This window comes from Pseudomonas monsensis, from assembly GCF_014268495.2.
GTDB lineage: Bacteria > Pseudomonadota > Gammaproteobacteria > Pseudomonadales > Pseudomonadaceae > Aquipseudomonas > Aquipseudomonas monsensis.
Window position 1 is genome coordinate 4,463,462 of sequence record NZ_CP077087.1, and the last position, 21,279, is coordinate 4,484,740.

Here is a 21,279-nt window from a genome sequence, read left to right on the forward strand (position 1 = left end):
GCGAATCTAAAAACAAAGTCACCCGACTTGCGTCGGGCGACTTTGTACTGCACTAACAAATGTTCCTGTTAGTTATGCGTGCCGGTTGTACCGGTGGTACCTGTGGTACCGGTAGTACCGCCGTTGGCACTGCCACCGCTGTTGGACGCCGCTACAGCACTGGCGACCATTGCAGTACTGGCTGCAGGCGCTTGAGAAGCCGCTACATTGCCACCTACATTGGTCACCGCTGTCAGCGGCGCTTCAGCGGCGGCAGCCCAGTTGCTCAACATCGTCAACAGGGCAACTGCCATTACTTTTTTCATATCAACTCCTTTCTAACATTCGACCTGTTAAAAAACCGGTCTGAGTTAGAGGTGGTAGCGTTCAAGTCCGCAAAAAGCGCGAACAAGATCCGTTGTTCTTTCACAGTCTTACCCAACTGATAAAAGTCGAACGGCAGGTTTATATCTACGGACTTGCAAAAGGCATTTCCAGCGTATTTTCCCGACGATATCTAACACCTGACCGAAACTAACATTCAGTATTAGAACGACATCATTCGAGATAACCGCGAGGATGGTTCGATTGCCAGCGCCAGGTGTCGGTGACCATGTCCTGCAAGTTGCGCGTGGCTTTCCAGCCCAACTCTTTGGCGGCCTTGGAGGCATCGGCCCAACTCTCGGCGATATCCCCGGAACGGCGCGGCATCATGCGATACGGCACCGGTTGCCCGCAGGCCTGTTCGAACGCGTGGAGCACTTGCAGCACGCTGTAGCCATCGCCCGTGCCGAGGTTCCAGGTATGAATGCCGGTGCGTTCGGCGATGGACTGCAAAGCCTTCAAGTGCCCGTCCGCCAAATCGACCACGTGGATGTAGTCACGCACGCCGGTGCCATCCACTGTCGGGTAATCGTTACCGAAGATCGACAACTCCTGAAGGCTGCCGACCGCCACCTGGCTGATATAAGGCACCAAATTATTCGGGATGCCGTTGGGGTCTTCGCCCATGTGCCCGCTGGCGTGGGCGCCGATCGGGTTGAAGTAGCGCAGCAAGGCGATGCTCCAGCGCGGCTCGGCCTGACTCAGGTCACGCAGCACGTTCTCGACGATCAGCTTGGACTGGCCGTAGGGATTGGTCGGGTTGCCGGTGGGGAAATCCTCACGGATCGGCATCTGCTCAGGCTCGCCATACACCGTCGCCGAAGAGCTGAACACTAGGCGAAACACCCCCGCCGCCGCCATCGCCTGGCACAGGTTGATGCTGCCGCTGACGTTGGTCTCGTAGTATTCGAGCGGCTTGCGCACGCTCTCGCCCACGGCCTTGAGCCCGGCGAAATGCAGGACGGCTTCGATGGTGTGCTCGCGGAAAATCCGCTCGAGCAGTGCCCGGTCGCAGACATCGCCGCGGATCATCCAGGCACTCTTGCCGCAAATGCTTTCAACGGCGTGCAACGCGGCTTCGCTGCTGTTGCAAAGGTTATCCAGTACGACAACTTCATAACCTGCTTCAAGCAGCGCAAGTGTGGTGTGCGAGCCGATATAACCGGCACCACCCGTTACCAGAATCTTCATAGCGCGATCCGTCTTTGGATGAGTGACAAGTAGCGTGTCAAGCCTGATTTATTGAAGATGTGTCACAACCCACATAAATAAGGCGACAACAACCGGAAACAAAACTAGTTCAATGACTGGCAATAAATATTTTTGCAGGTCACACTGTATTGCCCGCTACTTATTAGCACTCCCCGCGCACTCATCACTATCAACAGATACCGACTAAAAATAACTAATACCGCACTTACCGACATCTCATAACATTGTCATGTTTTACCGCTACGACTAATTGCCATCAACAACCTGACTCAGGTATTAAAGCAGTCGTTCAACAATATTATTGAAACTTGCACGCCCTGTATGAGTGCGCGCATCTGTTGCCTGTGTTCCATGACTGTCCAGGATACTTTTATGATTCGTAAATGTTTGTTTCCCGCTGCCGGCTATGGCACGCGTTTCTTGCCGGCCACCAAAGCCATGCCGAAAGAGATGTTGCCGATCGTCAACAAGCCGTTGATCGAGTACGCCGTTGAAGAAGCACGGGACGCCGGCCTGCAACACATGGCCATCGTCACCGGCCGGGGCAAGCGTGCGCTGGAAGACCATTTCGACATCAGCTACGAACTCGAACACCAGATCCGCGGCACCGAGAAAGAAAAGTTCCTTGCCGGCACTCGCGAGCTGATCGACACCTGCACCTTCTCCTACACCCGCCAAGTGGAAATGAAAGGCCTCGGCCACGCGATTCTCAGCGGCCGCCCGCTGATCGGCGACGAACCCTTCGCCGTGGTTCTGGCCGATGACTTGTGCCTGAACCTCGAAGGCGACGGCGTGCTCTCGCAGATGATTCAGCTGTACAAGAAATTCCGCTGCTCGATCGTTGCCATCCAGGAAGTACCGGCCGACCAGACCCACAAGTACGGGGTGATCGCCGGCGAGCTGATGTCCGACGGCATCTACCGGGTCAACAACATGGTGGAAAAACCGGCGCCGCAAGACGCCCCGTCGAACCTGGCGATCATCGGCCGCTACATTCTCACGCCGGACATCTTCGACCTGATCGCCGACACCCAGCCGGGCAAGGGCGGTGAGATCCAGATCACTGACGCGCTGATGAAACAGGCGCAGAACGGTTGCGTGCTGGCCTACAAATTCAAAGGTCTGCGCTTTGACTGCGGCGACGCCGAGGGTTATCTGCAGGCGACCAACTTCTGCTACGAAAACGTTTACCTCAAGGGTCGCTGAGACGGCGCCCTTCACCCAACGAGGCCACCATGAACATTGCACAACATTCCGTAGAGATTGAACGCGAGGTGGGTAACCTCGGGGTGATGAGCTGGTTGTCCCGCCATCAGCCGTTGCCTAGCGCCAACGAGTCCTGGCTGGGCACGATTCTGCTGGTGGAGCGGATTGGTGTGTTTCCGGCGTCCGGGGACATTCGCCGGCCGCTGCGCGATCCGTATCCGCTGCTCGCGCATTTGAAAAAGCTGTATGGCGAGCAGGCGCTGGAAATGGATGATCGCGATGGTCTGAAAGTCATTTTCAGCGACTGGCGCTTTCGCGTGCGTATCTGCTGCAACGACCCGGCGATCATCATCAACGTGGAAACCCGTTGTGATACTCGGCTGATGCCGCAGAAGATTGCGGAGTTGCTCGAGCAGGTCGACGCCTTCACGCAGGACGTCTGATGCCTGACCCATTCCCCCTGCAGGAGCTACAGGGGGTTTGTGGTTATTTCGGGAGGGCGTCGCACCGATCCTTGACGCCCATGATCCAGCCATAAAAGTAATCGGCAATCACCTTCCCACCCGTGGCCGGCACCGGATGAATCTTGTCCGGGCCGATCATTGCCGCCGCGTAGCGTTTGACGTCGGGGCCGAACGCACATTGCAGATTGGCGTAACCCAGATGCTGCGCGCGCGCCCAAGGTTCAAGCACCTGTGCATAGGCTGACATCGGATAGGCGCTGGAACGCGTGGTGTCCTGCCGCATGATCAGGTTGATGCTCGCCTTCGGTTGAATCTCGCGCAGCATCCCCACCAGCCCCTGAACGTTCTGCAGATACTGCGCTGGCTTCACGCCGAAACCCTGATCGTTACCGCCGAGCATGATCAAGTAAACATCAGCGGGGATCTTCGACACGGCAGCTTTCCACTGCACCTGCCATTGCGGATCCTGGTGATAGAAATCCGCAGAGGCCGCGCCTGATGCCGCCAGTTTGGAGACTCGCACGCCGTTCTGATCGTTGCTCATCCACAGGCCAAACAACCTCGGTGTGCCCTTCACCACTTCCAGTTTGAAGGACCAGTCTTTCGCTGCCGAGAGACCTGTCAGCGGGACTTCCTGAACGCCCGAACCTTCAAGCGTCAACGGCTGCCAGTCTTGCGCAGGCGTCCAGCGGTAGCGGATCTCGCTGGGTTCGCCGTTGCCCAGGTAAAGCAGTTTCGCCTGAGTGACCGCCGTATCAATGCGCGGCGTCGGACTCGCATCCACCTGCAGCCATGCGCCGGGCCGGCCGGTCACCGTGCGGCTGTCCGGACTCGCTTGTCCCAGGTCTGAAACCTTCCAGTCGCCGGCAAAGTACTTGTCACTGCTGCGGGTGTATTTGAAATGCGTGCCGCCGAGCGCCGCACCGTGGTTGAAACCGACGTAACCCGGCCCGGCAAAACCCACCTCCCCTGCCACGCGCTGCACCAGTTTGTTCAGGTAGAAATCCTGCCCGGCGCTGTAGCTGTCGCCGATCACCGAGACCGACAACACCTTGCCAGCCTTGCCTTCACGCCACTGGGCAAAACGCTCGCGGGCATCGCCTACCTGAACCACCGACGCTGCGACGGGATGCGCATCATCTACTGCCAACATGCAAAATTTCCTTCCGTCTGGAATGGCCCCTTCGCGAGCAAGCTCGCTCCCACAGGGATTGTGGTCATCTACAGGGATGGTATGACTTGCAGATATCCACTGTGGGAGCGAGCTTGCTCGCGAAGCTCTTAGCTGTTTTGCGTCTGCACCACCGGGACGATGGGCGCCGCCGGTTTCTTCTTCGCCACCCGCTCGCCAAGAAACAACACAGAAGTGAAATTGAATCGACTGAAAATCATCGACAACACCACCGGCCCGAGCAAGCCAAAGCTCAAGCCACCGAGCACCAGCAAGCTTTCATCCTTCACCCCCAACCGCCCCAGCACAAACCGCGACGTCGCCGCGAACAGCACATGGAACAGGAAGATCGCATAGGAATAACCACCGAGCCAGGTCAGCGCCTTCGAGCGCACATCGCTCGACAGCAAGGCGATGCACGACAGGCAACCCACGGTCAGACCGATCAGACTGCGACGATCGACAATCAACTCACGATCAATTGCCGCGACGTACAGCAACGTCAGTGAGATCAATACAAACAGCACCGGCCCGATCACCTTGAAGCGCTGCTTCAGCGCGTCGACGTTCTCCTGGCCAATCATCCCCGCCACAAAAAACGGCAACAGGTAGATCGCGCCATTGATACCGAACGCATCGAGCTTGAACGGTGGCAACAGAAACAACAGCGCCGCCAACGCGAACAACCCATACAGCCGTGTCGCCGAGCGCAGCATCCCGCGCCACTCCAGCAACCCGACAAACATGAAAATGATGAACACCGCCTGCAAGAACCAGAAGTGGTTGATCGGCACCCAGAACGACAGCAACGCGTCGACTACCCCGACCTCCTTGTTCACCCCGGGGCCCACCGCCTGCAACACCGAAAACGGCACGCCGACGCAAAACAGCGGCACGATCAAGCGTCGCACCTTCCCGCTGAAGAACGCAGAAAAGTCATTGCCACGGATTTTGTAGATCGAATAGATGTACCCGGAGATGAAGGTGAACAACGGCATGCGCACGTACACCATCGAGTCGGCAATCACCCGGAACGGCGAGCCGATGTCGATTTTCAAACCACCGCCCAGCGGCCCGATGACGTGATAAAGCACCAGCAACAGGCACGCCAGCCCGCGCAGGGTTTCGATCTCCAGGGACTTTTTCTTGCTCGACATAAAGCACCTGCCTCAATTCAGAATGCGTGATTCAACCCGCACCGGTTTGTTCGCGCGCAGCATCAAGCCGAGCCCGACGAACAACACCGGCACCACCATGGAGAAGTGCCGGGCGAAGGAACCGAAGTCCGGCTCGAACAAGCCCTGCACCAGCAGAAACGCCAGCGGAATCGCGATCAGTTCCTTGGGTTTGGTCTGGATCGGTGCGCCCTTGTAATCAGTCGAGGTGATGACCTTGAACAGCAGCAGCGCGGTCATGATCATCAACGCGACGAAGATCACCTGGCCCGGTCCGGACAGCAGAATCAGCTCCACCGGAAACGACAGCCGGAAGAAGATGATCATCGAGTCCAGCGCTTGCGAAACGAAGTCGCTGCCGCTGAGCCACGACACGATCAACGATTTCGAGCCCTCCTCCCCCGCCGTGCGCAATTCGTTGTTGCTCGCGCGAATCGACGACACCGGAAAGCCCAGCGCTATCTGGATCGCCATGGCCACCGCGAGGTAGAACAGGAACAACATCAGGAAAAACGTGGTGCGTGACACGTACTTCTTCATCACACAGACGCCGACCCACGACAGCGAAAACAGAATCCAGTAAGGCCGGATCAGCACGCCGTAGATCACCGCCGAGAGGAAAAAACCGCCGCGATATTTGCGCGTCAACGCGCTGAGCAGAATGCTCAACACCGCCACCGACACAATGATTTCCTTGGTCAGGTTCTCCAGAAAAAACGAACGAACAATGCCCCACAGGCACAAGGTGCCGAAGATCGCCAACGGCATGCGCCGAAACACCACCACCGGAATCGCCGTGAGGAAAAAGTTGCAGAACATGCCGTAGGCCCAGGCGTTGGTCAGGTTGATCCCGGTGGGCCGCAGCAGGAACGCCGAACACTCGTAGGACGAGCGATCCGGCGAGAACGGGTTCCAGAAATTGCAGTTGTCCGCCCTGGCATAGGACGACCACAAGGTCATGGCATCCGGGCCCGGATCGCGGGGAATCAGCAACGGCATGGCCACCGACAGAAACAGCCCGGTGAACAGGATCAAAAACGAAAGCGAGGAATCGAGTTTTTTGCCGCGAAACTCGATGCACGGCAATTTCAGGCCCATGACAGCGCAGCCTTTTTCGCCCCGGTCACGCGGGTCAACACGGCAATCACCGCCAGTTGCACGATGATCGCGAAGACGTTGCCCCACGCCGCGCCGTAAATCGAATAGTGCTTGATCAGCAGGTAGCTGACCGGCACCGACACCAGCACGCAAATGGCCGCGCTGGCCAGCGACACCCGGCTGTTTTTCGAGGCGATCAAACCGCCCCAGACGATGTCGCCAATCGCGCGCAGGGCGAAGGAAACGATCAGCACACCGAGGATTCCGTTATCCGGACGCGGCACGCTGGTGGCGACGTAATCGAGCACCACGTTGAAGAACAGATAAATCGCCACCGCCACCGCCACCGAGACCACCAGCGACCGTGCGACCCATTTGTTGACGAACAGTTGCCGGAGCGTGAACGCCTGCTGATCGGCCTGAAACCGCTTGGCCAGCACCGGGATACCGACCACCGCCACCACCGCATACGACAGCGCTTGCAAGGTGTTGGCCGCCGACCACGCGTACACGTATTTACCGAGGCTGGCATAGGGTTCCAGATCGACGATCAGAAAGCGCTCGGCGTACTGACTCAAGGCGATCAAGCCTGTGCCGAGATAGAACGGCAACCCGGCCCTCCACACAGTAGCGGTGGCCAACGGCCCGGCCACGCGGCCCTTGTGCACGTTCACCACGATCAGGTAACCGGCGACGATAACCAGCACGTTGGCGGCGACCCACAGCCACAACACACTGGCGATCCCCGGCACCCAGCCGAGCATCATCCCGCCCACCGCCAACAGCGCCCACAGACCGGTCTTGATAAAGAACAGCAACGCGCCGGCGGTGGCTTTCTGCGCGGAAAAGACGAAGGAGTTGATTTCGAATGACAGGTGCTCGGTGAGCAGCACCAGCGTCACGCAGAGAATCAGCGCAACCGTCGCATCCACCGTCTGGAACAGTGAGTAAATCAGCACGGTCAGCACCGACAACACCAGTCCCACCGCCAGATACAGCAGCAGGACCCGGTCGACCACCCGCCGCGAACTGCCGCCGACGCTGATCAACCGGTTGATCTCGGAACTGAAACCGACGCTGTAGAACTTCGACGCGATCAACGACGCGGCGACCACCACACCGTAAAAACCCAGCGCCTCATAACCGAGGTAATGAGTGATCGCCAGCACCAGCAAGAACTTCGCGCCTAAGGCTCCGCCGCGAAGCAACAGCCGCAATATCATCGAACGATACCTTTGATGATCTCGTCCATGGCCACGGTTTTTGCCTCGATCTCGCGGCAGGTGTCGGTCAGGCGCTTGCCGAAATCGGCCAGTGCGTTCGGTTTGTAAACCGTGTCGATGATGGTGTCGACGTTGATGTCGCCGCCGTTGATCACCCAGTCCTCGACACCCATGTCCTGATAGGCGCCAAAGCCTTTGCGCTCGTAGCTGATGTGGTACGCCGGCACGCCGGACAGCAGCGATTCAATGGCACCGTGCAGACGCACGGAAATCACCAGGTCCGGCTGATATTTGGCAATCGTCGCCTTCAACGACAACAGGTCTTCGGTGATGCCCAGTTCGCGATAGAACGCACCGTCATCGTTGCCACGCACGGCACTTTGTACGGCGCACACCACTTTGCTTTTGTTCTTCAGGCGCTGCAGCAGCAGCTTCAGGTTGGCCACGTAGGCGACTTTCTTTTCCTTGCTCCACTCCGGCGGCTTGCGCAACACCACGCACACGGTGGCCGGCGACGCGGCGCAGCGGGTGAACTTCGGTTGCGCAAGGATTTTGCTCGCCAGCGACTGCACGGCCAGGTCCGGTGCGCGGTAGACATTTTCGCAGGCGTCAAACATTGCCGAGGAACGATTGTCACGGACAAACACTGCGTCTGCGCTGGCGTAATGTTCGACGATCTTGCGGCTCTCGCCATGGAACGGACCGATGCTTTGCGGCAGGTACACCGACGGCACTTTGCTGAGGATCGCGGTTTCCAGTTGCTTGGCGTGGCCGAGTTTCAGCTTGATGTGTTCGAACGCGCTTTTCGAGCGCATGTAGCCGCCGCCGACGCCAACGATCAGGTCGGTTTTCTTCAACAGATCAGCCAGCCCGGCGTAGGACTGGTTGAGGAACACCGCTTGCTTGACCCGCCCCAGCCCCTTGGCTGCCATCACCGGTGCGTCGAAACGCGGGTGCGGCAAGTAGTTGAAAGACTCCGGATCGGACGCCACGACACTGATCGCCGTGTCGTCGCCAAAGTTGCGCTGCACCAAGGCAATGGCCAGGTCGACGAGCAGACCGTCACCGGAGTTGGACGCACTGTAGCCATGCAAAATCGTTACGTTCATAAGCTGAGTTCTACTTAATAAGTGGGAGCGCAATACAGGTCGTAGGTCTGGCGGATCATCAACGCGGCGCTGAAACGCTCGCGGACAATGCTGCGACCTTCGTTGCCAAGGTCGAGCAAGCGCGGCTTCTGGATTTTCGCCAGCACGTCGGCCAGCGCCTGGTGATCACCGGAGGGAAAGACGTAACCGGACACCTCGTCGGTGACCAGTTCCGGCAGCGAGGTGCAGTTGCTGGCGATCACCGGCAGCCCCATGGCCATGCCTTCCAGCGGCACCATGGCAAAGCCTTCCCAGCGACTCGGGACAATCAGCGCATCGGCCTTCTGGTACAGCGCGTGCACTTCCGTTGGCGTGACCCACGGCAGGTATTCCACGGCGTCCATCGGCGGACACTCGACGGAGTCTTCGTTGACCGCACTGCCGACCACCGTCAGTTTCAAGTCGTTGCGCTGCACCTTGGCAAAGGCCTTGAGCAGTACGTCGAAACCTTTCTGGTAATCGAGTCGGCCGACAAACAGCAGATGGATCGGCTCGGGGCTTTGGGCTTTCGGCGCTTCGTCGCGCTGATGAATGCCGTTGTAGATCAGCTTCATGCGCTTGCGCTCGATGCCGAATCGCGCCGCTTTATCGAGCTCGTACTGGCTGACGCAAATGATCACGTCGGTGACCTTCTGCAGCACTCGCTCGATCCACGCATACACCTTTTGCTTGGTTGGCGAGCTTTCCATCAGGAACGAAAAGGCGTGCGGGCAATAGACGATTTTCGGCTTGCGCCACGGTCGCAACAGTACGCACACGACGCGGCCGATCACCCCGGAAAAAGTGCTGTGCAAATGCACCACGTCGGGTTTTTCCTTGAGCATCACCTGGCTCAGGCGCCAGGCGAAACGCAGCAGCGAGGGCACGTTGCGCCCGCTGCGAGCGAAAGTGCGGATCTGATGCGGCGCGATGCCGTGCAGTTCCTTTTCCTGATCCTGGGGCACCAGGTAAACCAGCTCGTAGCGCGCCGCGTCGCCTTCGGGCGAAACCGAAATGGTGCGGATCACCGTCGCGACGCCACCTTTGATCGTCTCAGCCACGTGCAGTATTTTTTTCACAACTCACCCACTTCAAACATGTAAGGACCATTCAGGATTTGTCGGACGCGTATTCGTAGTTGTAGTAGCCGTAGCCGCCGTTGCCGTAGTAGCTGGCCGCGCGCTTCTCGACGCCGTTGAACACCGCACCTTTCAACTCGATGCCGTTCTGCGCGAAGCGGCGGATGGTCAGTTCGATTTCCTTGGCCGGGTTCACCCCGAAGCGCGTCACGATCAGGCTGATCCCGGCCTCACGACCGACAATCGCCGCATCGGTCACCGCCAGCAGCGGTGGCGTGTCGATGATCACCACGTCATACAGCTCGCTGAGTTGCGCCAGCAGCTCACGGAAGTTGGCATGCATCAGCAGCTCGGACGGGTTGGGCGGCACCTGGCCGCGACTGATGAAGTGCAGGTTCGCGCCTTCGATTTTGTTGATCGCCTGCTCGATGCTGCAGCGCTTGACCAGCAGGTCCGACAAACCGTTGGCGATCGGCGTGTTGAGGGTTTTATGCAGATGGCCCTTGCGCATGTCGGCATCGACCAGCACCACGCGCTGACCGCTCTGCGCCATGACGGCGGCAAGGTTGGAGGAGACGAAGGTCTTGCCGACCTGCGGACTCGGCCCGGAAATCATGATGCGGTTATTGGTCGAGTCCAGCCCGGCAAAGTGCAGGCAGGTGCGCAGACTGCGGATCGACTCGATCGACAGGTCCGTCGGATTGCGCAGGGCCAACAGGTAGGCCGGCTTGTCGACGCCATCGCGGGCGCGCCCCTTTTTGCCGTCCTCTTCCTGCTGCAAGGTGCTGTAGGGAATCGAGGCGTACACCGGCAAGCCGAGTTGCTCGATGGCTTCCGGGCCTTCCAGGCCACGACTCAGGGATTTGCGCAGCAACACCAGCGCCACACCGACGAACGCGCCGAGCAACGTGGCGATCAACACGATCAGCGCCTTCTTCGGTTTGACCGGGCTGCTCAGGTCGACATCCGCCGTGTCCACCAGCCGCACGTTGCCCACCGCACCGGCGCGGACGATGTCCAGTTCCTGGGACTTGTTCAGCAGTTGTGTGTAGATCTGCGACGCCACTTCGACATCGCGGGTCAGGTTGAGCAATTCCTGTTGCGTGGCCGGCAAGTCCTGGACTTTGCCTGCCAGCGACTTCTGCTGCTGAGTCAATTCGCCGATCTGGCTCATCAACGCGCGATAGGCCGGGTGCTGGCTGGTGAACTTGCGATCCATCTCCGCCTGCTGCATTTTCAGCTCGGAGATCCGTGTTTCCAGCGCCACCGACTGGCCCAGTACCGATTGGGTTTCGAGGGAAATGTTCACGGTCTTGCCGTGGGTCTGATAGGCGTTCAGCGCATCGCTGGCCTTGGCCAGATCACGCTTGACCTGGGGCAACTGGCTTTGCAGGAAGGCCAGGCTCTGCGCAGCTTCCGCCGAAGTGCGACGCACGTTCTGATCCACGTACAGCGCGGCAATCTTGTTGAGGATCTTCACCGCTTCAGCGGCATCGGCGCTGGCCAGCGCCAGACGAATGATCCCCGACTCTTTGCCTTGTTCGGAAATATCCAGAGCGTCCTGGTACCCCTGAATGGTCACGATCCGTGGATTGCGCACCACTTCGAAGCGGGTGCCGGGGTTCGCCGCCAACTGGGCGACCAGCACTTCCACGCCGTCCTGGGCAAAGACTTCACCCGTGACGCCCTCCGCCAGCAGGTTGTCGTTGTCGTCGAGCAACTGGAAGTGCTGCTGTTCGCCGGCGATCAGCGTAAGTTTTTTCCCCAGCAGTTCTTTGGGCAGGTTGAGCCGGGTGATCTCCAGACGCTCGCCGCCCCAGGCATAGCTGTTCAGGCCGAAACGCGGCGGCGCCACGCTGGTTTCGGTTTCGCCGCGATAACGCCGGGCGAAAAACCCACCGATCATCGGGAACGTATTGGGCGTGACGTCGATGTCCAGACGCAGGTCATCGACGGTTTTGCCGATCACCGCGCGGGACTTGATGATGCCGATTTCGGTCACCGACGGCGATTGGCCGCCGAGCATACTGTTGAGATCGGAAAAGCCGAGCATGTCGTTCTTTTTCGGCTCCACCTGTACCAGCGCGTTCGCCAGATACACCGGTGTGGCGAGAACCGCATAGGCAACGCCGGCGGCCATGAAGGCACCGGTGAATGCGCCGATCAGCCATTTCTGGTCAATCAGACTGCCGAATATGCCGAGCAGATCAATACTGTCTTGATCGTTGTCACGGGTGCCGATTACTGACGGTAACTGCATAAGTCTGTTCTTACCATTCACTGTTCTGAAGAATATTGATCAATGCCCGAGGCGCTGCGCCCATGAACTAACGGCATCTTCAATCAATGCATGTGCATGAACAAAAGCGGCCTTGCCTTGACGATACGGGTCTTGTATTTCACGCTCGCTCTGCCACTTGCCGAGCAGAAACACTTTGCCTCTGGCGTGAGAGGCAATCTTCAGGACTTGATTTACATGCTGTTTTTCCATGACCAGAATCAGGTCCGATTCATTGACGATATCGGCGGTCAATTGCCGCGCCCTGAAACCCTCGGCGCTGTGGCCGCGGTCTTCCAGGACCAGGCGCGCCGACGCCTCCATGCCTTCGCCAACTCGCGCCGCGAGGCCTGCAGAGGTCACCGAGATGGTTGATGCGGTCAGCGCGTTACGCAACAGAAGTTCTGCAGTCGGACTTCGGCAAATATTGCCAACGCACACAACCAGGATATTTCTGAACAAGGTTTACTTTCCTGTGTAATATCATTCTGCCAACACTCAGAACAAATCTTAATGAACCCACTAGATCATCCTGCACTCAGAAACAGATTCGCCCTGTTAGTACCAGCGTATTAAGTACCACAGCGCCAAAAGTCGCCCAAACGGAATTACCGGACTAAAAATAACTGTGATTTTCAGACTCTGGCTTCCTGACAAAAACTAACATTCGCGCACTTAGTGCGATTGTCAGTTTCGAATCGGTTATCACTGGAAACTTTTCGCCGTTGTCACTTCTCACCCGGAGAACCGACATGAAAACAGCACCTCTGAAACCACTCGGCGCCCTGACCCTGTTGCTGCTGGCAGCAACCGGCCAGAGTCACGCCAATGAACTGTTCCCGGCACTGCCTGCCAATAAAACCATCGGTGTTCAGGTCAAGGTCCAGACCTTCTCCGCCGCCGACGCCGAAAAGGTCAAAAGCACCGGCTTCAGTTTCGTACGCTTTGGCGTGTGGACTGACAGCCTGGGCAGCGCGGCCTATCAAAAGCAGATCAGCGACGCCTTCGCTGTGGCCCGTGCCGCTGGCCTGCCGGTGCTGATGACCTTGCGCGCGACCAAGCCGTTGCCGGCCAATGATCTGACGAACGCCGGCGTCGCGTACGCCAACGCGCTGACCAGCCTGGCAACGACCTACGGTTCGCAACTGGTGGCGATCGAGTTATGGAATGAGCCGGATCTGAACACTTACTGGCCGACCGGGAATTTCGATACGACGTTCGTGCCGTTCATGAGTGCCGCGTGCAAGACGCTGCAGGACAAACCTCAGGCCACCCCGGTAATCGGCTTCGGTTTCGCCCGACCACCCACCGCCGGCTCGGCGTCCACGGTGGCGCTCAATCGTATCGTCAGCGAATACCCGCAATGCCTCAGCGCGATTTCCTATCATCCGTATGGCATGACCGGCACGCAGATCAGCAATGCCCAAGCGTTTATCCAGCAGAACTTCCATCTGCCGGGGGTGATCAGCGAATGGGGTATCTCGGCACTCGCGTCCAACGGGGGTACGGAGGGTCAGGCCAGTAAAATCAGTGCCTTCGTCGCCGATATCAAAACCCGCAACATTGCACTGACGTCGATCTACGAATGGAAAAACAGCGACACCGGCAGCAATGATCGCGAGAAGAATTTCGGTCTTCTGACCGCCGACGGCCAGCCGAAACCCGCGGAAACCGCAGTCAGAACCCAGTTGAGCCAGCATTAGCCCTGACCCTGAGTGCTCAACCGGCGTTAGCTGTCAGTTGCTTTGAACCTGTGACCGGTTTTGGCATCGTATTGATCACTACCGCGCCCCGCCCATCAAGCAACCCGTCTCAGGTTGTTGCCAGCGGGGCCGTCGATACGCCCGGATACCCTTGAGTGACTGTCAGCGCTCGGGTAATGTCGTCAAACCCACAGGACAGAGCACACACATGACTTCCAAGCTGGAACAACTCAAACAGATGACCACCGTGGTTGCCGACACCGGCGACTTCGAAGCGATTGCCCGGGTCAAGCCGGTCGACGCCACCACCAACCCTTCCCTGCTGCTCAAAGCCGCGGCCATTCCGGCTTACGCCGAACTGCTGAACGCCTGCGTCAGCGACTGCAAGGGCGATGTCGGCCTGGCCAGCGACCGTTTCGGCGTCGCGGTGGGCCAGGAAATCCTCAAAGTGATTCCAGGGCGTATTTCCACTGAAGTGGATGCGCGCCTGTCGTTCGACCAGGACGCCGTTCTGAAACGCGCACACCGCCTGATCGAACTGTACGACAAGGCCGGTATCGGCCGTGACCGCGTGCTGATCAAGATCGCCTCGACCTGGGAAGGCATCCGCGCGGCGGAGATCCTCGAGAAGGAAGGCATCCAGACCAACCTGACCCTGCTGTTCTCCTTCGCCCAGGCCGCCGCGTGCGCCGACGCCGGGGTGTTCCTGATCTCGCCGTTCGTGGGCCGCATCTACGACTGGTACAAGAAGGCCAACGGCAACGACTACACCGGCGCCGATGATCCGGGCGTACAGTCGGTGACGCGCATCTACAACTACTACAAGGCCAATGACTACAAGACCGTGGTCATGGGCGCGAGCTTCCGCAACCTCAGCCAGATCGAGCAACTGGCCGGTTGCGACCGCCTGACCATCAGCCCGGACCTGATCGACAAGCTGGCGGCAGACAACGGCAAACTGGAGCGCAAACTCGCCCCTGGCCACGCCGGTGAAGCACGCCTGAGCCTCAATGAAGCGCAGTTCCGCTGGTTGTCGAACGAAGATGCGATGGCGACCGAGAAACTGGCTGAGGGCATTCGTCAGTTTGCCCGTGATCAGGAGAAGCTTGAGGCGCTGTTGCAGGCCAAGCTGTGATCTGAGCTGGTGAAATGCAAAAAGGGCGAACCTGTGAGGGTTCGCCCTTTTTTATTCAGTCCGCCATGGAAAATGTATCGTCTGATCTAACGCCTTCGCGAGCAAGCGCGCTCCCACAAGGGGATTGGTGATCGACGCTGATCCAGTGTGGGAGCGAGCTTGCTCGCGAAGAGGCCGGCCCAGACAACATCACTTCATCAGATCAGTGTCTTTCCAGGGCATTGACCAGGTCATGGAATGCTTCACGATTGGAGTCGTTCAGCCCCATGAGGATCTTGTGCGCTTCCAACACCTTGATCCGCACCACTTCTTCCGACTGATCCTGATCCGGCAAGTCATCCAGGCACTCCGGGCAAGGCACCGGGTGGTTGACGATGTTGAACACCTGCTCGAAGCCCATCGACTGCAACAGACGGGTGATGTCATCGTGGGTGGTGACGACAGTCGGCAACAGGCCGACCTTCTGCCGCGACAGAATCGACAGCTTGGCCAGCAGGCCCAGCGTGGTGCTGTCGATGCTGCGGGTTTCGGTCAAATCGATCACGATCGCGTTGAAATTCAACGCGGTGAAGATTTTCTCAATAGTCGCATCCAACGCCGAACACAGGGTCAGGCGAACTTCACCGACGAACTTCAGGACGAAGGTGCCGTCCTGCTCGGCGAACTGGATTCTACCGGTACTCATTAAAGATTCCTGCTCAACACCAACAGGGCGATATCATCCGGCATCTCCCCTAGCGTGGCCAATCCAAATACTTGCCGCAGACCATCCAGGCTGCCGCCCGCCGACTTCACCCGCTGGGGTAAAGCAGCTTCTTTTTCCTTGAGCGTGGGTTCTGGCAACAGATCCAGAATGCCATCAGACATCAGCGTCAGGCTGAACGTCGGCGGCAGCTCAAGCACGTGATCTTCGTAGGTGGCCTCATTGAAGAGCCCCACCGGCAGACCGCGCCCCTCCAGGTAACGAACACTGTCAGGCGTGTACAACACAGGCAACGGCAGATGGCCGCCGATGCTATAGGTCAACAAACCGGTCTCCTCGTCGATGACTCCACCGACCATTGTGACGTGTTTGCCCAGCTTACAACTGATCAGCCCCCGGTTGATATGACCAAGGACCTCCGAAGGCTTGAATTCCGGCAAGGTGCCGTTGCGCTTGGATTCGAACAGCAAGCGCGTGGTCATGAACTTCAGCAGCACGGTGACGAAGGCTGAAGAAGCGCCGTGACCCGATACGTCCGCCAGGTAAAACGCCACCCGGCGTTCGTCAACACGGAAATAGTCGACAAAATCACCCGACAGGTACAGCGACGGGATGATCTGGTGCGCAAAGTTGAACTCGTCGATGCTCCACGGGCTTTCCGGCAGCATGTTCATCTGCACCTGGCGACCGGCGTTCTGGTCTTCCTGGAGCAGGTTCAGGCTGGCTTCGAGCTCGCGGTTGGCCTTTTCCAGCTTCTCGCGATAGCGCTGGTTTTCCAGCAGCAGACGCGCACGGTCCAAGGCCCGGCGCACGGAGTGCTCGAGCACGGCCAGATCTTCGAGAGGCTTGATCAGGTAATCCGCCGCGCCCAGGCGCAGTGCCTCGACCGCGTCGTTCATCACGCCGGCGCCCGAAACCACGATCACCGGCGTCTGCGGTGATCGCTCGGTAACCTGGCGGATAAGTTCGAGACCGCCCATCTGCGGCATGCGCAGATCGCAGATGACCAAGTCGGGCTTTTCTTGCTCGAATACCTGAAGACCCTGTTGGCCATTGCTGGCCTGCAGGACGCTGAAACCACTGTCTTCCAAATAGGCCGCGAGACTCGCGCGCACTACCTCGTCATCATCGATTATCAGCAGCGTGGCACTGGTTTTTGGCATGTGGGCAAACGGCGCCAGAATTAGGTTGGCGTAGTGGGCAGGCATCGGGCCCTGCGCAGACTACTGGATTCGCTTTCTAGCCTCTCTGCTGCACCGCTTTAGAGCATTGGCTCTGCACACGGTTGCACCAGAGGTGCCCTTCTAAGGCGCAGACGGTACTCCCATCCGCAGAGCGTTTCAAGCATGCGCCGATGGTCGCTTGACGACTTTACTTGTCAAATCACCGAGAGTTATAAGAACAGCTCAAACCGTAACCCAATGGAAGGACGAACCTATGAGTCAAACCAGTCGGGACTACAGCGAAAAGCGCGATTTCATCCGCATGCGGGTCGATGCCGATGTCGTGCTGATTCATGAAGGTGATCAGATCAGCGCGGTGTGCATCGACCTCTCCAGCAGCGGCATGCAGGTTGAAGCGCCGCGGCAGTTCGCGGTCGGCGACCGCTTGCGCGTGCGCATAGATTCCGACCATGCGGCACTCAGCGGCCTGGAAGCCGAGACTGAGGTGGTCTGGGTCAAGGCTCAGGAAGGCGATAGCCAGAAGCTCGGCCTGAGCATCCTGAAGATGAAATAACTACACACAAAAAAGGCGACCCTGAGGTCGCCTTTCTGTTTTACCGGTCGAAATTAAAAATCGTCTACGACCTTGCCATCCTTCACTTTGAACTCGCGATTCTGCAAGTAAGCGTTGCGGATGAAGGTGTACTTGTCGCCGCTGATCAGCTTCTCGCTCGACAACAGGCTGGCACGGGTGTCGACGATGTTCAGGCCGAACACCGAGTTACGCACAGGCACGTCGTTGATGTAGCGGTACGGGCCGGTGTAGCTGTCGACGTATCTGGAAGGTGCGTCACGCAGTGTGCTCGGGCCAAGCAACGGCAGCATCACGTACGGGCCACTGCTGACACCCCAGTAGCCAAGGGTCTGGCCGAAATCTTCGTCGCTGCGGTTCAGACCCATCTTGGTGCCGACGTCGAAGAAACCGAGCAGGCCGAAGGTGGTGTTGAAAATGATCCGCGCGGTGTCGACACCGGCGGCGGCAGGTTTGGCCTGCAGAATGTTGTTCGCCAGGTTAGTGACGTCACCGACGTTGCGGAACATGTTGTGGATGCCGTCTTCAAGGAACTGCGGCGTGACAAACTCATAGCCTTGGGCCAAAGGCTTCAGTGCATAGGTGTCGACGAAGTCGTTGAACTGGAAGATCGGACGGTTGACGCTCTCCCAAGGGTCTTCTTCCGTTGCGGCCTGAGTGGCGAACGGAGCCAGCAACAGGCCGGCACATACACAAAGCTGAGCGAGCGGATTGCTCCAGCGCATAGAAAACTCCTTGGATTTGTACTGTCGCGGGCGTCGGGGCCCGGGCATTAAGGCCGTTAGTATAAGCGTAAAAGGCCGTTTGGGCAGTCCGCCAATTGTGCAAACTTGTAGGAACGTTCCCGCGCCGCCGTTCACGCACCCGTCACGCAACTGTCACCTACAGTCTCTAGCCTTATCGCTATTTCAGGGACGTTGCCATGTCACATGCCGAAACCTTGCCCTTCGCCGAGCCCGGTCTGACCGCCGTCCTGTTCGGTCTCAGCGGTTGCCTGGTGGATTTCGGTGCCCGCGCGCAACAACACAGCGGCGTCCTGCCCGAACACGTCGAAGCCACACCCGGTGCGCTCGACAGCCTGCACAGTTTGCAGCGCCAACAGATTCCCTGTGCGTGGCTCGATGAACTGCCCCCTGCCCTCACTCAAGCGCTGGCGGCTGCGCTGCCGGCCTGGATCAAACCTGCACAACACTCGGCAACCCTCAATCCGTGGCCGTCGCCCAACGCTTGCTGGCAAGCGCTGATGGAGCTGAACGTCGCCAGCCTGGACGGCTGCGTGCTGGTCAGCGGCGAACCGCGCCTGCTGCAAGCGGGCCTGAATGCCGGATTGTGGACGATTGGCCTGGCCTCCTGCGGCTCACTGTGCGGCCTGGCGCCGAGCGAATGGCAGGCGCTGACGCAGAAAGAACGCGAACAACGGCGCGGCAAAGCGACCGTGCAACTGTTCAGCCTCGGGGTGCATTCGGTGATTGATCATCTGGGTGAGCTCGACACCTGCCTGGCAGACATCCGCCTGCGTCGCCTCAAAGGTGAAAAGCCCTGATCGGGATCATGCAGGTTCGACGCGAGTGGATTAATCTAAAGGTCAGCCATAGACCTTTGGCGCGCGGCTGCGGTCAATGCCAGTGCCTCTAGATAAAAGGAACCACGTCATGCCCGCTCAAGAACTGCAGAAACAACTCGATACCCTGCGCGAGCAACTGGAGCAGAATCCACCGCTGTCCGAAGCAGAGCGTGAAGATCTGCATGCCCTGATGGCGCAGATCGAATCGGAAATCAAACTGGAGAGCGCCACGCAGTACGCCAGCATCGCTGATGGCGTGAACCTGGCGGTGGAACGCTTTGAAGTGGAACACCCGACTATTGCCGGCACCCTGCGCAATATCTTCAATGCGCTGGGCAGCATGGGGATCTGATCACCCTCCCACTGCAATGCAAAAAGCCCTGCCATCACCGGCAGGGCTTTTTCATTTTCGTGATTTGAAACGTTTTCCCATGTAGGAGTGAGCCTACAGAGGTTGTTTATTGACGGACCAGACGGTGGTTCGGCAGTTGTACAGATTCAGTACTGCGATACGGGTTGATATCCAGACCGCCGCGACGCACGTAACGTGCAAATACCGTGAGTTTCTCCGGCTTCAGCAGGCGCTGCAGGTCGAGGAAAATCCGCTCCACGCACTGTTCGTGGAAGTCCGAATGCTGGCGGAAGCTGACGATGTACTCCAGCAGACTGGCGTGATCCAGTGCCGCACCGCGATATTGCACCACCACACTGCCCCAGTCCGGCTGGCTGGTGACCGGGCAGTTGGATTTGAGCAGATGGCTGTGCACGCTTTCTTCGACAACCCGCGAATTGTCGCAACGCAGCAGTTCCGGACGCGGATGCTCATAGTTGCTGACGCTGATGTCGAGGTCGTCGATGCACACGCCGGGCAACGCCACGACACCTTCCGCTTCGACCTCCTTCAGACTGCGCACCCGCACGCCTACCGGTTTGCCGGCAGCCGCCGACAGATCCTTGACCAGTGTCGCTTCGAGCGCGGCGATGTCGGCGAACGGCGTCTGGTTCAGCGAGTTCAGATACAGCTTGAACGACTTCGACTCGATGATGTTCGGCGAATCGGCGGGAATACTGAACTCACCAATCGCCACCACCGGTTTGCCCGACGGCAGCAGCCACGACAGTTCGAAGCAGTTCCAGAAATCCACACCTTCATACGGCAGGGTGTCGGCGGTCAGGCCCAGTTCGGCCCACTTCGCGGTGCGCGGGATCGGGAACAACAGGGACGGCGTGTACGTGGCGATGTATTCGCTGGATTTGCCCAGCGGCGAATGTTCGGCTGCGGGATGCATGGCGGAAACCTGACTGAAGAATCAGCGGATTCTACCAGCCTTTGCGCCCGCCTTTGAGTGCTTACTGACTGACCGTCAGTTTGCCGACCATGCCGGCCTGGTAATGACCGGGAATATTGCAGGCAAATTCCAGGCTGGTGGCCTTGCTGAAGGTCCAGGTCAATTCCGCGGTTGTACCCGGTTCGACCAGCACACTGTTCGGGTCGTCGTGCTTCATGCCGTGGCCCATCGCGGCGTGATCCATGCCCGCCATATCGTGGGACATGTGCTTCATGCCGGTCGGCGTAAGCATGCCGCTTTGCTGCATCTGCAGCATTTCCTGCTGGTGCCTGGCGTGCATCGCCGCGTCACCCAGGTTGAATTCATGCAGCAACTGGCCTTTATTCACCAGCACAAAACGAACGGTCTCACCGGCCTTGACCTGAATCGCCTTGGGATCGAACGACATATCGCCCATCACCACCTCGATGCTGCGGGTGGCCTTGGCGGCCGGTGCCGGTTGACCGAAGTCATAGGTGTGCGCTGGCGCGGCCCACACCGGCGCGCTCAACGCCAACAAACAGGCGCTCAGCGCCAGGGATTTGCGCAAAAACATGGTCGTACTCCAACAAGATAAGGTTCAGCCTGTGGGAAACTTTAGCCGGACTGCGCTGGCATCTACCTGACAGGCAGATTACAACTTTGTCAGGTTGGCGCGTGTTGCCGTTGCGCACGGTATAAAACCTTCGTGTCTA

Annotated in this window: 22 protein-coding genes; 7 read left to right on the forward strand and 15 right to left on the reverse strand. The window is 58.7% G+C overall.

Annotated features, from left to right (window positions below; all coding sequences use genetic code 11):
• Positions 1–68: 68 nt before the first annotated feature.
• Both HV782_RS19600 and galE read right to left on the reverse strand, forming a co-directional pair.
• Positions 69–305: a hypothetical protein gene (locus tag HV782_RS19600; protein WP_007910552.1), complete on the reverse strand. Its 237-nt coding sequence runs from the start codon at positions 303–305 to the stop codon at positions 69–71.
• Between the two features lie 232 nt (positions 306–537).
• On the reverse strand, positions 538–1,554 hold the full coding sequence (gene galE / locus HV782_RS19605; RefSeq protein WP_123462001.1) for a UDP-glucose 4-epimerase GalE: 1,017 nt from the start codon (positions 1,552–1,554) through the stop codon (positions 538–540).
• Between the two features lie 393 nt (positions 1,555–1,947).
• Here galE and galU point away from each other — a divergent pair, with 393 nt between their 5' ends.
• Both galU and HV782_RS19615 read left to right on the forward strand, forming a co-directional pair.
• Positions 1,948–2,781 carry a UTP--glucose-1-phosphate uridylyltransferase GalU gene (galU, locus tag HV782_RS19610; RefSeq protein ID WP_123461999.1) on the forward strand — a complete coding sequence of 278 codons (834 nt, stop codon included), beginning with the start codon at positions 1,948–1,950 and terminating at the stop codon, positions 2,779–2,781.
• A 29-nt stretch (positions 2,782–2,810) separates the two neighbouring features.
• Positions 2,811–3,224, forward strand: a complete 414-nt coding sequence (locus HV782_RS19615) for a phosphohexomutase domain-containing protein (protein WP_123461997.1) — start codon at positions 2,811–2,813, stop codon at positions 3,222–3,224.
• A 43-nt stretch (positions 3,225–3,267) separates the two neighbouring features.
• On the opposite strand, the gene HV782_RS19620 is transcribed toward HV782_RS19615, so the two are convergent.
• From HV782_RS19620 to HV782_RS19655, 8 genes are all read right to left on the reverse strand, one after another.
• The gene (locus HV782_RS19620; RefSeq protein ID WP_186748636.1) at positions 3,268–4,398 is read right to left on the reverse strand and encodes an SGNH/GDSL hydrolase family protein; all 1,131 of its coding nucleotides are present in this window, start codon (positions 4,396–4,398) and stop codon (positions 3,268–3,270) included.
• Between the two features lie 128 nt (positions 4,399–4,526).
• The gene (locus HV782_RS19625) at positions 4,527–5,573 is read right to left on the reverse strand and encodes an acyltransferase family protein (RefSeq protein WP_128614885.1); all 1,047 of its coding nucleotides are present in this window, start codon (positions 5,571–5,573) and stop codon (positions 4,527–4,529) included.
• A 12-nt stretch (positions 5,574–5,585) separates the two neighbouring features.
• Positions 5,586–6,689 carry a hypothetical protein gene (locus HV782_RS19630; protein WP_186748635.1) on the reverse strand — a complete coding sequence of 368 codons (1,104 nt, stop codon included), beginning with the start codon at positions 6,687–6,689 and terminating at the stop codon, positions 5,586–5,588.
• Positions 6,680–7,912, reverse strand: coding sequence for an MATE family efflux transporter (locus HV782_RS19635; RefSeq protein WP_186748634.1), 1,233 nt, complete (start codon positions 7,910–7,912; stop codon positions 6,680–6,682). The genes HV782_RS19630 and HV782_RS19635 overlap by 10 nt, the downstream gene beginning before the upstream one ends.
• The gene (locus HV782_RS19640; protein ID WP_123461986.1) at positions 7,909–9,021 is read right to left on the reverse strand and encodes a polysaccharide pyruvyl transferase family protein; all 1,113 of its coding nucleotides are present in this window, start codon (positions 9,019–9,021) and stop codon (positions 7,909–7,911) included. Before HV782_RS19640 ends, HV782_RS19635 begins: the two co-directional genes overlap by 4 nt.
• Before the next feature lie 14 nt (positions 9,022–9,035).
• Positions 9,036–10,118, reverse strand: a complete 1,083-nt coding sequence (locus tag HV782_RS19645) for a glycosyltransferase family 4 protein (protein ID WP_123461984.1) — start codon at positions 10,116–10,118, stop codon at positions 9,036–9,038.
• Positions 10,119–10,149: 31 nt separating this feature from the next.
• A complete protein-coding gene (locus HV782_RS19650) occupies positions 10,150–12,378 on the reverse strand; it encodes a polysaccharide biosynthesis tyrosine autokinase (protein ID WP_186748633.1) in 2,229 nt (742 codons plus the stop codon).
• 39 nt (positions 12,379–12,417) lie between these two features.
• The gene (locus HV782_RS19655) at positions 12,418–12,858 is read right to left on the reverse strand and encodes a low molecular weight protein-tyrosine-phosphatase (RefSeq protein WP_186748632.1); all 441 of its coding nucleotides are present in this window, start codon (positions 12,856–12,858) and stop codon (positions 12,418–12,420) included.
• A 290-nt stretch (positions 12,859–13,148) separates the two neighbouring features.
• On the opposite strand from HV782_RS19655, the gene HV782_RS19660 reads away from it, so the two are divergent.
• Together HV782_RS19660 and tal are read left to right on the forward strand one after the other, a co-directional pair.
• Positions 13,149–14,099: a glycosyl hydrolase family 5 gene (locus HV782_RS19660; RefSeq protein WP_186748631.1), complete on the forward strand. Its 951-nt coding sequence runs from the start codon at positions 13,149–13,151 to the stop codon at positions 14,097–14,099.
• 208 nt (positions 14,100–14,307) lie between these two features.
• The gene (gene tal, locus HV782_RS19665; protein ID WP_123461976.1) at positions 14,308–15,234 is read left to right on the forward strand and encodes a transaldolase; all 927 of its coding nucleotides are present in this window, start codon (positions 14,308–14,310) and stop codon (positions 15,232–15,234) included.
• Positions 15,235–15,436: 202 nt separating this feature from the next.
• On the opposite strand, the gene rssC is transcribed toward tal, so the two are convergent.
• Together rssC and rssB are read right to left on the reverse strand one after the other, a co-directional pair.
• Positions 15,437–15,919 (reverse strand): anti-sigma factor antagonist RssC, encoded by a 483-nt coding sequence (rssC, locus tag HV782_RS19670; protein WP_042560140.1) that lies wholly within the window; start codon positions 15,917–15,919, stop codon positions 15,437–15,439.
• Positions 15,919–17,100, reverse strand: a complete 1,182-nt coding sequence (rssB, locus tag HV782_RS19675) for a two-component system response regulator RssB (RefSeq protein WP_123462941.1) — start codon at positions 17,098–17,100, stop codon at positions 15,919–15,921. The genes rssC and rssB overlap by 1 nt, the downstream gene beginning before the upstream one ends.
• 274 nt (positions 17,101–17,374) lie before the next feature.
• Between rssB and HV782_RS19680 the strand changes: the two genes are divergently transcribed.
• Entirely contained in the window at positions 17,375–17,674 is a 300-nt protein-coding gene (locus HV782_RS19680) for a PilZ domain-containing protein (protein ID WP_128614509.1), read from the forward strand.
• Positions 17,675–17,727: 53 nt separating this feature from the next.
• Here the strand turns inward: HV782_RS19680 and HV782_RS19685 are convergent, their stop codons facing one another.
• Complete coding sequence (locus HV782_RS19685; RefSeq protein ID WP_123461971.1) at positions 17,728–18,417, reverse strand: MlaA family lipoprotein; 690 nt, start codon at positions 18,415–18,417, stop codon at positions 17,728–17,730.
• Between the two features lie 197 nt (positions 18,418–18,614).
• Between HV782_RS19685 and pcrP the strand changes: the two genes are divergently transcribed.
• Together pcrP and HV782_RS19695 are read left to right on the forward strand one after the other, a co-directional pair.
• A complete protein-coding gene (pcrP, locus tag HV782_RS19690) occupies positions 18,615–19,235 on the forward strand; it encodes an HAD superfamily inactivated hydrolase PcrP (protein ID WP_186748630.1) in 621 nt (206 codons plus the stop codon).
• A gap of 109 nt (positions 19,236–19,344) precedes the next feature.
• Positions 19,345–19,608: a DUF4404 family protein gene (locus HV782_RS19695; RefSeq protein WP_128614507.1), complete on the forward strand. Its 264-nt coding sequence runs from the start codon at positions 19,345–19,347 to the stop codon at positions 19,606–19,608.
• A 106-nt stretch (positions 19,609–19,714) separates the two neighbouring features.
• On the opposite strand, the gene queF is transcribed toward HV782_RS19695, so the two are convergent.
• Together queF and copI are read right to left on the reverse strand one after the other, a co-directional pair.
• Complete coding sequence (gene queF / locus HV782_RS19700) at positions 19,715–20,545, reverse strand: NADPH-dependent 7-cyano-7-deazaguanine reductase QueF (protein WP_186748629.1); 831 nt, start codon at positions 20,543–20,545, stop codon at positions 19,715–19,717.
• Between the two features lie 61 nt (positions 20,546–20,606).
• Positions 20,607–21,140, reverse strand: coding sequence for a copper-resistant cuproprotein CopI (gene copI / locus HV782_RS19705; RefSeq protein ID WP_123461963.1), 534 nt, complete (start codon positions 21,138–21,140; stop codon positions 20,607–20,609).
• Positions 21,141–21,279 lie beyond the last annotated feature (139 nt).